This is a genomic window from Vibrio atypicus (assembly GCF_009811315.1).
GTDB lineage: Bacteria > Pseudomonadota > Gammaproteobacteria > Enterobacterales > Vibrionaceae > Vibrio > Vibrio atypicus.
This window is the reverse complement of sequence record NZ_BLID01000006.1, coordinates 270060-281989: the sequence shown is the minus strand read 5'-3', so window position 1 is coordinate 281989 and position 11930 is coordinate 270060. Positions and strand designations below refer to the sequence as shown.

Here is an 11930-nt window from a genome sequence, read left to right as displayed (position 1 = left end):
TCCCGAGTGGCCAAAGGGATCAGACTGTAAATCTGCTGGCACTGCCTTCGATGGTTCGAATCCGTCCCCCTCCACCATATTTTCTCTGAAAAGAGAGCAGCTTGATTAATGAGTTGGGAAATCATTAATTAAGGATAAAAATACCCTGGAGGGGTTCCCGAGTGGCCAAAGGGATCAGACTGTAAATCTGCTGGCACTGCCTTCGATGGTTCGAATCCGTCCCCCTCCACCATATTTTCTCTGAAAAGAGAGCAGCTTGATTAATGAGTTGGGAAATCATTGATTAAGGATAAAAATACCCTGGAGGGGTTCCCGAGTGGCCAAAGGGATCAGACTGTAAATCTGCTGGCACTGCCTTCGATGGTTCGAATCCGTCCCCCTCCACCATATTCAAGAAAGCCAACTCATTGAGTTGGCTTTTTTTCGTTTCTACTCTTTATTTTTCAAGCCTAGTGATTCCGTTACCGCCTGATTCTCTCCCTTGTCACTGAATAGAAAAAAGCCCCGACTAAGCCGGGGCATCAACTAACACTAAAGGGGGGCGTCAGTTAACTAAATTGAATGCTCTAACAAAATAATGCGCGTCTCGTAAGGTCTTAACACCTGATGCTGGCTCACATCGCAATCCAAATCTGAATAATTACCAAGTAGATACTTCGCCTTTTCACATTCAAACTCTTTCGGCAAGACGCACTCACTCTCATGACCATAATAGTTATTTAAACAAATCAACGTTTGGTGATTTGATTGACGCTGATAACCAAACACTGAGTGATGCCCGGGATATAAATCTAAGTAGTTGCCAGACGTAATCACCTCAACTTCTTTACGGAGTTGAATCAATTTTTGGTAGAAATAGAACACAGAGTCGCTATCTTCCACGGCGTTGTCAGCATTGATATCTTGATAGTTACCAGCCACTTCAAGCCAAGGCTGCCCTTTTGAGAACCCAGCATATTCATCACCGTTCCACTGCATCGGAGTACGAGAGTTATCACGCGACTTCTGAGCTAAAATCGCCATCATGTCATCATGAGAAACACCTTGTTGATTGACCATAATGTCATACATATTGGTACTCTCTACATCACGATACTGTTCGATAGAGGTGTAACCTGGGTTGGTCATACCAATCTCTTCACCTTGGTAAACATATGGCGTACCTTGCATCATGTGAACAGAGGCACCAAGCATCTTCGCCGCTTCCACTCGATACTCTTGATCGTTACCTAAACGACTAACGACTCGTGGCTGATCGTGGTTACACCAAAACAGCGCTCCCCACCCTTTACCATTTAGACCCGTTTGCCAATGATTAAAGATCTGCTTTAGTTGATTAAAATCGAATGGCGCTTTGGTCCACTTCTCACCATTTGGGTAATCGACTTTTAAGTGGTGGAAGTTAAACACCATCGATAATTCTTTATTATCCAAGGACGAATACTGCTGACAATGCTCAAGCGTCGTCGAGGACATTTCACCGACCGTCACGCTGCCATATTTCTGAAATACCGATTCGCTGATCTCTTGCAGATATTCATGCACGCGAGGGCCATCCGTATAGAAACGTCGACCATCTCCAATCTGATCACTAGGGAAATCTTGCTGCTTAGAAATCAAATTGATCACGTCTAAACGAAATCCATCCACACCCTTCTCTGCCCAAAAGCTGATCACTTCTTTCACTTCCGCGCGAACTTTAGGGTTCTCCCAGTTTAGATCCGCTTGCTCTTTCGCAAACAGATGAAGGAAGTATTGACCGGTGTTCTCATCTAGCTCCCAAGCGCTTCCGCCAAACTTAGATTGCCAGTTATTTGGAACACTACCTTCGACAGGATCTTTCCATATATAGTAATCACGGTAAGGGCTCTGCTTATCGCCTAATGCTGATTGAAACCAATGGTGCTCAGTTGAAGTGTGGTTGACCACGATATCCATAATCAGACGAATACCACGCTGATGAGCTTGAGCTAACAACTCATCAAAATCAGCCATTGTGCCGAAATCTGGATTTATTGAGTAGTAATCCGCAATGTCATAGCCATTGTCGATCATCGGTGACTGATAAACAGGAGTCAGCCAGATAGCATCAACACCCAGCAGTTTTAGATAATCGAGCTTAGAAATAATACCTTGAATATCCCCCGTTCCTTTACTGCCACTATCGCAGAAACTCTTTGGATAAATTTGATAAATCGAGGCGGTTTTCCACCAGTTCGTATCGTTAGTGATTGTTGTCATTTCTAAACTCACTTACCAAAAAAATAATCTTAGGAGTGGAGCGGCAAAGGGCCGCTCCTAAATTGTGTTGCAAACTTATGCGCTAACAGGCTCTAGCTCACCCTTGAGTTGCGCTCGTTTGTAGAAGAAGAGAGTTAAAGCAGCAGGTACCGCTATCGCCACCAACATTGCCACGGCGTAAATGCCCCAGAACTGTGGTTGAATAGAAAGAATACCTGGCAAACCACCAACACCGATGCCATTCGCCATCACACCTGCACTACCACAGATAGCTGCAGCAATCGCACTACCGATCATGGCGCTTAGCATAGGGAATTTGTATTTTAAGTTGATGCCGTACATCGCAGGCTCAGTAACACCTAGGTATGCCGAGATTGCCGCAGGTACCGAAATGTCACGCTCACCATGCTTTTTACTAATAATGATGATTCCGACAACCGCAGACGCTTGAGCTATGTTAGATAAAGCAATTAGTGGCCAGATTGGCGTACCACCAAGGTCTTGCATTAACTGTAAGTCAACCGCGTTTGTTGTGTGGTGAATACCAGTAATCACAAGTGGTGCATATAGGAAACCAAACACCATTGAACCAATCACAGCAAAATCACCCGTCATCGCCGCTTTAGCTGCAAATGCCACACCGTCACCTAACACACGACCAAATGGGCCGATTAGCGAGTGCGCAAGTACTACTGAAACAATGATTGAAACAAATGGCACCACAACAAGGTACAAGTATGAAGGGACAATACGTTTTAAGTTGGTTTCAATAAACGCTAGTGCTACACCTGCTAACATGGCTGGAATAACTTGGGCTTGATAACCGACTTTCTCAATGACAAACAAACCAAAATCCCAAACCTCAGGCACCTGTTTACCAATGAGATACGCATTCATTAACTGTGGTGATACCAGAGTTACACCCAAGGTAATACCCAGAATTGGTGTGCCGCCCAGTTTCTTCACCGTCGACCAACAAACACCTACCGGCAGGAAGAAGAATATCGCTTCACCGATCAACCATAGGAAGCTATGTACTGTTGCCCAGAATTGGCTAATTTCAGTCAAGGACTGGCCATCAAACATCTTGATGTCGCCGATCACGTTACGGAAGCCAAGAATCAACCCCCCCGTGATAATCGCAGGAAGCAGTGGTACAAAAATTTCAGCTAAATGGGAAATACCGCGCTCTAAAATGTTCATATTCTGACGAGCAGCCAGCTTAGCTTCATCTTTCGACGCCGCTGTTTGCCCAGTGAGCTCAATCAAAACCTTGTAGACATCGTCGACTTCGGTGCCGATAACGACCTGAAATTGTCCTGCATTTGTGAAACAACCTTTAACCATTGGCAGAGACTCAAGCTCTTTCTCACTGGCTTTTTCTGTGTCATTTAGTACAAAACGAAGGCGCGTTAGGCAGTGACTTACACTCGCAATATTTTCGCGTCCACCGACTAACTCTATTAGACGCTCAACCTCTTGTTTCGCAATCTTACTCATATCCATGTCCACCCTAATTGGATCTCATTCATCTTAAATCAAACTACTGACGGTCAAACTGACTCAATCGATTGTTGTTATTTTGGGAATGTTCCCATTTGTAATTATTATATTGTCAGATCTTATTTAAGATAAAAATGGGAACAGTCCCATTAATTGAATGAGATCACAGTATAATTTTAATTCAGTTTAAAAAGAATCGCTTAGAGAGAAAGGGGTTCTTGAGTAATGTGTACTTGCTCGATCTCACCATTTATATGTGAGATCAATAACTTAGCAGCTCGCTCACCCGCTAATGAGTAGCCTGGGTCAATACTAAAGACTTTAGGGAAAAGAAAAGAAAGCAGCTCATTGCCACCAACACCGGTAACAATGACCTCTTCACGATTGAGCTCTTGAAGACGTTTAATAACACCTAATGCTAATGTATCACTGGCACAGACAATTGCCTGAGTCTGCTCATTAAGAACACTATCCACCAGCAGGTACGCACTTTCATGATTAAGCTGACCCGTTTGGTATTGAGGCTCAATTTGGTGCTGACGACACCAATCAAGGTAAGCATTCAGACGAAGCTTACCCGTGGTTTTATCACTAGGATCCACACCAATAAAACCAATATGGTTAAGCGATTTTTGCTGCAAAAACTCAAGAGCTTTAATGATGACTAGGCTATTGTCATAGTTAATCGAAGAAGCCTTGTCAGTATCCATGGCAATCACAACACTGCGATCGTGCCAGTTTTCTAGCTTACTGATATCGAAATCACTAAAGCCAAACACGATCACCCCATCCACATTGCGCTTTTTCAATACGTCGAGATGCTCGTTGGTTTTGATGCGATCAAACTGACTCTCCATGATTACCACATCATACCCTGCGCTATACAAGGTATTAAGCATGCTGCCCACCGCTTTGTTTTCAGATGGGGAGTCAAGACGAGAGATAATGACACCCACAACCTTCTGGCTGCCCCCTCGCATACTCTGAGCCGATTTGCTTGGTACGTAACCAGATTCTTGAATAACTTGCTCTACTTTCGCACGAGTCGCGGGCTTCACCTTAGGATCATTAGTTAACACACGAGAAACCGTTGATTTACCCACACCGGACAGTTTTGCAATATCAAGAATAGTTAGCTTTTTGCTCATAGAATAAAGGGGTCAATTTGAGAATTGGGAATCATGAGGCCGCATTGCAGCCTCATCTAGCGGTTATTTGCCAAGATATTCAGGTACATCTTTAATGCTATCAAGCACCACTGATGCTAAAGCTTCACCTTTTTCAGTCACAGGCTTACCAGTGCGAACAAGAATTCTAGTTCCGACACCAGCGGCTTCTGCTGCCATCATATCTTCTGCTTTGTCACCAACCATTACCGAATTAGCCATATCGATCTTAAGGAAGTCACGTGCAGAGATGAACATACCTGGCTTAGGCTTTCGGCAATCACAATCTTCTTTGTACTTACCAATACCGTGCTCAGCGTGATGTGGGCAGTAATAAAAGCCGTCAAACTCAACACCGTTATCGACAAAGTTCCAGTCCATCCACTGGGTTAAATCAAGGAAGCGGTCTTCGCTGAATTTACCACGTGCAATACCAGACTGATTCGTTACTAAAACGAGTTGGTAACCCATCTCTTTCAGTTTCTTCGTCGCTTCAAACACGCCCTCAATAAATTCAAAGTCATGCTCATCGTGCACGTAACCGTGGTCAACATTAATTACGCCATCACGATCCAAAAAGACTGCTGGTTTAGCCAAAATTTGCTTCTCTGTCTGCTATATGTAGAACCACGATTATACCCGAGTCGTTTCAATATGCCATCTTCAACCCATGCACCTCAGAATCCGGCACCTTATTTCTTTCTACACTATCTAATGACCAATCGATTGAGCAAAATAACCATTTAGACGTCTAGACGTAAAAATATCTATTGACAGTAAACACGCGAAACCATAGCATCATCTAACAAATGAGATGTAGGTCAACATTATCTACTGCTCCCAAGATAATCTGATTAGCGGGTTTCTCGATGATTGAAATTAATCAAGTCAACAAGGTTTTCTACCAGGGTACAAAGGAAATTAACGCCCTGAAGGATATTAACCTTCATATTCCTCAAGGAACGATTTTTGGTGTCATTGGCTCTTCTGGAGCAGGGAAAAGCACGCTAATTCGTTGCGTTAACATGTTAGAAGCCCCAACCAGTGGCTCTATCATTGTTGATGGTGTCGATCTAACTCAGCTGTCCAAATCTGAGTTGAGCAAAACACGCCGTAATATCGGTATGATCTTCCAGCACTTTAACCTACTTTCGTCTCGTACTGTGTTTGATAATGTTGCACTGCCGTTGGAACTTGCAGGAACAGAGAAAGCGAAGATCAACCAGAAAGTGACTGATTTACTTCGACTGGTTGGCCTAGATGATAAGCATGAGAGCTACCCATCCAACCTAAGTGGTGGTCAAAAACAACGTGTGGCGATTGCTCGGGCGCTGGCCTCAGATCCCAAAGTATTGCTTTGTGATGAAGCAACCAGTGCCCTAGATCCTGCGACTACACAGTCGATTCTGGAGCTGCTAAAAGAGATCAACCGCACACTTAACATCACCATGCTATTGATTACCCATGAAATGGATGTGGTGAAAAGCATCTGTCATGAAGTAGCGATCATTGGTGGCGGAGAGTTAGTTGAGAAAGGGTCAGTTGGCGATATTTTTGCTCACCCTAAAACAGAGCTAGCTCATCAATTTATCCGCTCTACGCTGGATCTATCGATTCCAGAAGACTATCAAGCACGCCTACAAGAAACACGCGTCGAAGGCAGCTACCCTCTTGTTCGTCTTGAGTTCACTGGCGCTACAGTCGATGCGCCACTAATGACGCAAATTGCGCGCAAATTTAATATCGATGTCAGCATTTTAAGTTCTGATCTTGATTACGCTGGCGGCGTGAAGTTCGGCATGATGGTCGCTGAACTCTTTGGTAACGAACAAGATGATAATGCGGCAATTGAGTTTCTACGCGAACACAAGGTAAAAGTAGAGGTGCTAGGTTATGTCCTTTAATGAAATTTCACAGTGGCTAAGCCTAAACAGCAATCTATTGCTCGGTGCAACATGGGAAACCCTTTACATGGTTACTGTTGCCGGAATCGTTGGTTTTGCCGTTGGTATCCCTCTGGGCGTTATTTTGCATACAACGAAAAAAGATGGCTTGCTCGAAAATACCAAACTCAATGGCATTTTAGGTGCGATTGTGAACATCGGTCGCTCGGTTCCATTTTTGGTTCTCATGGTCGCTATCATTCCTGTCACTAAGCTACTTGTCGGTACCTTCATTGGTACAACAGCAGCTATCGTTCCGCTAACCATTGGCGCGATTCCATTTGTGGCGCGTTTAATTGAAGGAGCGCTGTTAGAAGTTCCAACTGGATTAGTTGAAGCGGCTCAGTCTATGGGCGCGACACCAATGCAAATCATCTCAAAAGTACTGCTACCAGAAGCAATGCCTACGATTGTTAACTCAGTAACCATCACGCTAGTAACGCTTGTTAGCTACTCTGCAATGGCGGGGACAGTAGGCGGTGGCGGCTTAGGTGATGTGGCTATTCGTTACGGCTTTCACCGCTATGACGTGACTATCATGGCAGTAACCGTCGTCATGCTGATTGTCTTAGTACAAATTATTCAATCTATCGGTGATGCGATTGTTCGTCGCGTTGATCACCGCTAGAGATAACAACAAATTTCACAGATTATATTCATAAGGAGAGAGTGATGAAATTCCGTCTAAAAGGTCTTTTGGCTATTGCAGCAGCAGCGTCTGCACTTGTTCTATCAGGTTGTGGTGAAAAAGAAGTTGATACAAGCAAAGTAAAAGTCGGCGTAATGGCTGGTGCAGAAGCACAAGTTGCTGAAGTTGCAGCAAAAGTAGCAAAAGAGAAGTTTGGCCTAGAGGTTGAGCTTGTGACTTTCACTGACTATGTAACACCAAACGCTGCCTTAGATGATGGCTCTATCGACATCAACGCATTCCAGCACAAACCATATCTAGATCAGCAAGTTGCGGATCGCGCTTACAAGCTAACGATCGCGGGTAACACTTTTGTTTACCCTATTGCAGGTTACTCTAAGCAAGTAAAATCAGTGGATGAGATTCAAGACGGTGCTCGTATCGCGGTACCAAACGATCCAACTAACCTAGGTCGCTCTCTACTACTTCTAGAGCAACAAGGCCTGCTTAAGCTACGTGAAGGCGCTGGTCTACTAGCAACGGTACGTGACATCGTTGAAAACCCGAAAAACATCACCATCGTTGAACTAGACGCTGCTCAGCTTCCTCGTTCTCTAGATGACGTGGCACTGTCTGTTATCAACACAACTTACGCAAGCTCTATCAACCTAACACCACAAAATGATGGCGTATTTGTTGAAGATAAAGAGTCTCCATACGTAAACCTAATCGTATCACGTGAAGACAACGCGCAAGCTGAGAACGTAGTTAACTTCGTAAAAGCGTACCAAACTGAAGAAGTTTACGCAGCTGCATCAGAAATCTTCCAAGGTGGCGTTGTTAGAGGCTGGTAATTCCACTTTAATAAAAACAACTTCTGAGGCTGGCGCAATGCGTCAGCCTTTTTTGATCCTCGCTATTTTATTCTTTGCTTGGTTTGTCGCAACGAACCTGCGACAATCCGCCCTTAACCACTCGATAAGACCTATATTATGAAACTACTAGTTCGTAACCTTGCACGTACAACGACAGAGCACGAGATTCGCGTGCTATTCTCAGCTCACGGTACTGTTGGTCAATGTACCCTAGTTCTCGATCAAGAGACTGGGAAGTCTAAAGGCTTTGCGTTTGTAGAAATGGCAAACGAAGATGAAGCCAAAGCGGCAATCGCTAGTTTAAACCTAGCCACCGTTGCTAAGAGCAAAATTCGCGTGAAGACGGCAAACAACTAAGCCAGTCACTCACCAATAAAAAATGAAGCCAGCTCAATGCTGGCTTTTTTATTATCTAAAAACACCGTAGATGAAAACAAAAAAAGCCGGAGTCAGACTCCGGCTTTTTAGTAAGATCAACTGCTACAACTTAAGGTGTGTAGAAGGTTGCTGCACCTGGGCCAACTGGTAGGCCGAATGCAAACACCCATAGGTAGAACAACACACTCCAACCAACCAAGAATACGATTGAGTATGGAAGCATAGTTGCAATCAGAGTACCGATACCTAGGTTCTTCATGTAACGCGTCGCTACCGCAAGGATAAGACCGAAGTAACTCATCATTGGTGTAATAATGTTCGTTGTTGAGTCACCGATACGGTAAGCAGCTTGAATCGTCTCAGGCGCGTAACCTACTAGCATTAGCATTGGAACGAAGATAGGCGCAGTTACTGCCCACTGAGCAGATGCAGAACCGATCATTAGGTTGATGAAACCACACATGATAATGAATGCAAAGAACAGCATTGGACCCGTAAGACCAATATCCTGTAGGAAGCTTGCGCCTGCTACTGCGAATACCTGGCCAAAGTTAGTCCACTTAAAGAAAGCAACGAACTGAGCAGCAAAGAATACAAGTACTATGTACATACCCATTGAAGACATTGACTTCGCCATAGCGTCAATCACGTCACGGTCTGTTTTCATTGAGCCAGTAACTTTACCGTAAACAAAACCTGGGACTGCGAAGAATACGAAAATAAACGCAACAATACTCTTCAAAAACGGAGAACCTGCAACCGTGCCCGTCGCTGAGCGTAGGACACCATCTTCAGGAACAATTGTCCATGCAAGCAAAGCTGATACAACAAGAACGGCAAGGCCTGCTAACTTTAGACCTTTCTTCTCAACGTCAGTAAGCTTACCCATTGAATCATTTGATAGATCTTCAGACGCTTCTTCATCGTTGTATTTGCCAAGTTTTGGCTCAACGATTTTCTCTGTTACGAATGCACCAGTAATCGCAATAAAGAAAGTAGAAACAAACATGAAGTACCAGTTTGATTCAGGACCAACTGAATACGTTGGGTCAATCATTTGCGCTGCCGTTTCTGTAATACCAGAAAGCAGTGGATCAACCGTACCGATTAGAAGGTTTGCAGAGTAGCCGCCAGATACACCAGCAAAGGCTGCTGCAAGACCAGCAAGAGGGTGACGACCTAATGAGTGGAATAGCATCGCTGCTAGTGGGATAAGTACCACATAGCCTAACTCTGATGCTGTATTCGAGATAATACCTGCAAAAACAACTGTCACAGTAACCATGCGCTTAGATGCGCCCATTACCATACCACGCATTGCAGCCGAAAGAAGGCCAGAGTGCTCAGCAATCGCAACACCTAGCATTGCAACGAGCACGGTACCTAACGGAGCAAAACCAACAAAGTTTTTCACTAGGTTAGTGACAATCAACTGTAAGCCTTCAGCGTTTAGTAAGCTCACAACATGGATCATGCCGTCTGCAGCACGACCTTTAGCGCCCTCTGGTCGAGGGTCCATAACAGAAACTTCAAAGTAACCTGCTATGCCTGAAGTAACGAGGATCGCAACACAGAAGATTGCAAAAAGAGTGATCGGATGGGGTAAAAGGTTCCCCAAATATTCAACACCATCGAGAAAACGAGTAAATAAAGGTTTCTTTGGTGCATTATTTCTTATTGAAGCAGATGAACTCATCTGTTCCCTCCTTGTAGTTATTCCTGCGCAAATGTGACAAATATGTCAACAAAGCCTGCGCAGGTTACTCGACAAGAAAGGGGATTTAAAATCAAAAATGTTACAGAGTGTGTGGCAATTCAAATTATTTAACGTAATATGAACAAATAATTAGCAAATAACACTAAATACAAACCAAAAGTTAGATTTATAATTCATATAAAACCATTTATACTGTTTATCTCACAACACCTACTTCTGTACCGCTTTGAAACGAGGGTTTGTTTTGCAAATCACATACAACCGTCCTCTTCTTTTAACAATCTGACAATCAGGATGGCGACTTTTAGCACTCTTTAGTGACTTAACGACTTTCATCTACTCTTCTCCCTTAGAAAATTGGCCAAAACGACGTTTAAAGTTAGCCACTCGGCCTTCTTTATGAATAACGCGTTGCTTACCCGTGTAAAACGGATGTGACTTCGCTGACACTTCGATGGTGAAATAGGGATAGGTCTTGCCATCTTTCCATTCAATAGTCCGATCGGTTTTTAACGTCGAGCCAATAACGAAGTATTCATCAACACTTGTATCGTGAAAAACAACGTCTCTATATTCTGGGTGGATATCTTTTCTCATTGATAATCATCTCATGTACAAATTGTTATGTTATAACATCATAAATGATAACTATTATCAAATGGTTTTATTGAAAAAATTTGTGGTAATTTGAGGACATTGTTCTGATAAAGAATGGAAAACGAATGTTTACCATCGAACCTATTGGGTATATAGAAAGCCCTTATAAAGAGAAGTTTGCGGTACCAAGACAACCAAGGCTTGTCCCCGCCGCGACCTCTCGCCTACGCTTAGTCGGCGCAGCTAACTGCCCAGAATCGGTGCGAGATCTCGACGCGTTTAGCCATGTATGGCTGCTATTTATGTTCGACCAAAACTTGCAAGCCGGTTGGAAACCCACAGTCAGACCACCAAGGCTTGGCGGTAATGAGCGAGTCGGCGTGTTCGCTTCACGTTCAACATTCCGCCCTAATGGCATTGGTATGTCTGCAGTGGAAGTAAAAGGTATCACCAAGCAGGGAGAGCAGATCTATCTAGAGCTGGGCAATGTAGATTTAGTGGACAACACTCCCATCATCGATATTAAGCCATACATTCCCTACTCTGATTCAATTCCCAACGCGACTGGTGGGTACGCAGAGTCAGAGCCAGAACAGTCTGAAGTGTCATTCGCTCCAGCGGCACTAAAAGCAATAGCGCAACGTCCAGATCTCGATACAGTTCAAACCGTGATATCCCAAGTTCTGGCGCAAGATCCTCGCCCCGCTTATAAAAAGAATAAGCCCGACGAGAAAGAATACGCGGTGAATTTGTTCGATTTGAACGTCAAGTTCAGCGCAAATGGCAACTTAATAACAGTTACTGCGATTGAGAGCTTTTGACAAACGCATTTGGCTGATATTATAAACGGCTTAATTGAATTCCCATTGTGGGAGCATAATG

12 protein-coding genes and 2 tRNA genes are annotated in these 11930 nt (G+C 43.9%); 7 read left to right on the top strand and 7 right to left on the bottom strand.

Annotated elements, in window-relative coordinates; genetic code table 11:
• Positions 1-147: 147 nt before the first annotated feature.
• Together GVO60_RS14645 and GVO60_RS14640 are read left to right on the top strand one after the other, a co-directional pair.
• Positions 148-232 (top strand) — tRNA-Tyr (locus GVO60_RS14645).
• Between the two features lie 70 nt (positions 233-302).
• Positions 303-387: transfer RNA gene (locus tag GVO60_RS14640), tRNA-Tyr, on the top strand.
• A 165-nt stretch (positions 388-552) separates the two neighbouring features.
• Here the strand turns inward: GVO60_RS14640 and treC are convergent.
• From treC to gmhB, 4 genes are all read right to left on the bottom strand, one after another.
• On the bottom strand, positions 553-2241 hold the full coding sequence (gene treC / locus GVO60_RS14635; protein ID WP_159655313.1) for an alpha,alpha-phosphotrehalase: 1689 nt from the start codon (positions 2239-2241) through the stop codon (positions 553-555).
• 75 nt (positions 2242-2316) lie between these two features.
• Positions 2317-3741: a PTS trehalose transporter subunit IIBC gene (gene treB / locus GVO60_RS14630; protein ID WP_159655311.1), complete on the bottom strand. Its 1425-nt coding sequence runs from the start codon at positions 3739-3741 to the stop codon at positions 2317-2319.
• A 203-nt stretch (positions 3742-3944) separates the two neighbouring features.
• Positions 3945-4892, bottom strand: a complete 948-nt coding sequence (gene treR / locus GVO60_RS14625) for a trehalose operon repressor TreR (protein WP_159655309.1) — start codon at positions 4890-4892, stop codon at positions 3945-3947.
• 63 nt (positions 4893-4955) lie between these two features.
• A complete protein-coding gene (gene gmhB, locus GVO60_RS14620) occupies positions 4956-5507 on the bottom strand; it encodes a D-glycero-beta-D-manno-heptose 1,7-bisphosphate 7-phosphatase (protein WP_159655307.1) in 552 nt (183 codons plus the stop codon).
• Between the two features lie 272 nt (positions 5508-5779).
• On the opposite strand from gmhB, the gene metN reads away from it, so the two are divergent.
• The 4 genes from metN to GVO60_RS14600 all read left to right on the top strand — a co-directional run bounded on the left by metN (position 5780) and on the right by GVO60_RS14600 (position 8713).
• Entirely contained in the window at positions 5780-6814 is a 1035-nt protein-coding gene (metN, locus tag GVO60_RS14615; protein ID WP_159655305.1) for a methionine ABC transporter ATP-binding protein MetN, read from the top strand.
• Positions 6804-7481 (top strand): methionine ABC transporter permease, encoded by a 678-nt coding sequence (locus tag GVO60_RS14610; RefSeq protein ID WP_159655303.1) that lies wholly within the window; start codon positions 6804-6806, stop codon positions 7479-7481. Before metN ends, GVO60_RS14610 begins: the two co-directional genes overlap by 11 nt.
• A gap of 44 nt (positions 7482-7525) precedes the next feature.
• Positions 7526-8335, top strand: a complete 810-nt coding sequence (metQ, locus tag GVO60_RS14605; RefSeq protein ID WP_159655301.1) for a methionine ABC transporter substrate-binding lipoprotein MetQ — start codon at positions 7526-7528, stop codon at positions 8333-8335.
• Positions 8336-8473: 138 nt separating this feature from the next.
• Complete coding sequence (locus tag GVO60_RS14600) at positions 8474-8713, top strand: RNA recognition motif domain-containing protein (RefSeq protein ID WP_159655299.1); 240 nt, start codon at positions 8474-8476, stop codon at positions 8711-8713.
• A 130-nt stretch (positions 8714-8843) separates the two neighbouring features.
• Here the strand turns inward: GVO60_RS14600 and GVO60_RS14595 are convergent, their stop codons facing one another.
• The 3 genes from GVO60_RS14595 to GVO60_RS14585 form a co-directional block, all read right to left on the bottom strand.
• A complete protein-coding gene (locus GVO60_RS14595; protein ID WP_159655297.1) occupies positions 8844-10430 on the bottom strand; it encodes an AbgT family transporter in 1587 nt (528 codons plus the stop codon).
• A 231-nt stretch (positions 10431-10661) separates the two neighbouring features.
• Positions 10662-10787, bottom strand: coding sequence for a type B 50S ribosomal protein L36 (gene ykgO, locus GVO60_RS14590; protein ID WP_005380299.1), 126 nt, complete (start codon positions 10785-10787; stop codon positions 10662-10664).
• Positions 10788-11048 (bottom strand): type B 50S ribosomal protein L31, encoded by a 261-nt coding sequence (locus GVO60_RS14585; protein WP_159655295.1) that lies wholly within the window; start codon positions 11046-11048, stop codon positions 10788-10790.
• 125 nt (positions 11049-11173) lie between these two features.
• On the opposite strand from GVO60_RS14585, the gene tsaA reads away from it, so the two are divergent.
• Complete coding sequence (tsaA, locus tag GVO60_RS14580) at positions 11174-11869, top strand: tRNA (N6-threonylcarbamoyladenosine(37)-N6)-methyltransferase TrmO (protein ID WP_159655293.1); 696 nt, start codon at positions 11174-11176, stop codon at positions 11867-11869.
• The last annotated feature ends 61 nt before the right edge of the window (positions 11870-11930 follow it).

Bases quoted from the DNA above. Each gene is read 5' to 3' on its own strand.
- treC (WP_159655313.1), bottom strand. From the start codon at position 2,241: ATGACAACAATCACTAACGATACGAACTGGTGGAAAACCGCCTCGATT.
- metN (WP_159655305.1), top strand. From the start codon at position 5,780: ATGATTGAAATTAATCAAGTCAACAAGGTTTTCTACCAGGGTACAAAG.
- GVO60_RS14585 (WP_159655295.1), bottom strand. From the start codon at position 11,048: ATGAGAAAAGATATCCACCCAGAATATAGAGACGTTGTTTTTCACGAT.
- treR (WP_159655309.1), bottom strand. From the start codon at position 4,892: ATGAGCAAAAAGCTAACTATTCTTGATATTGCAAAACTGTCCGGTGTG.
- GVO60_RS14595 (WP_159655297.1), bottom strand. From the start codon at position 10,430: ATGAGTTCATCTGCTTCAATAAGAAATAATGCACCAAAGAAACCTTTA.
- GVO60_RS14600 (WP_159655299.1), top strand. From the start codon at position 8,474: ATGAAACTACTAGTTCGTAACCTTGCACGTACAACGACAGAGCACGAG.
- GVO60_RS14610 (WP_159655303.1), top strand. From the start codon at position 6,804: ATGTCCTTTAATGAAATTTCACAGTGGCTAAGCCTAAACAGCAATCTA.
- metQ (WP_159655301.1), top strand. From the start codon at position 7,526: ATGAAATTCCGTCTAAAAGGTCTTTTGGCTATTGCAGCAGCAGCGTCT.
- treB (WP_159655311.1), bottom strand. From the start codon at position 3,741: ATGAGTAAGATTGCGAAACAAGAGGTTGAGCGTCTAATAGAGTTAGTC.
- ykgO (WP_005380299.1), bottom strand. From the start codon at position 10,787: ATGAAAGTCGTTAAGTCACTAAAGAGTGCTAAAAGTCGCCATCCTGAT.
- tsaA (WP_159655293.1), top strand. From the start codon at position 11,174: ATGTTTACCATCGAACCTATTGGGTATATAGAAAGCCCTTATAAAGAG.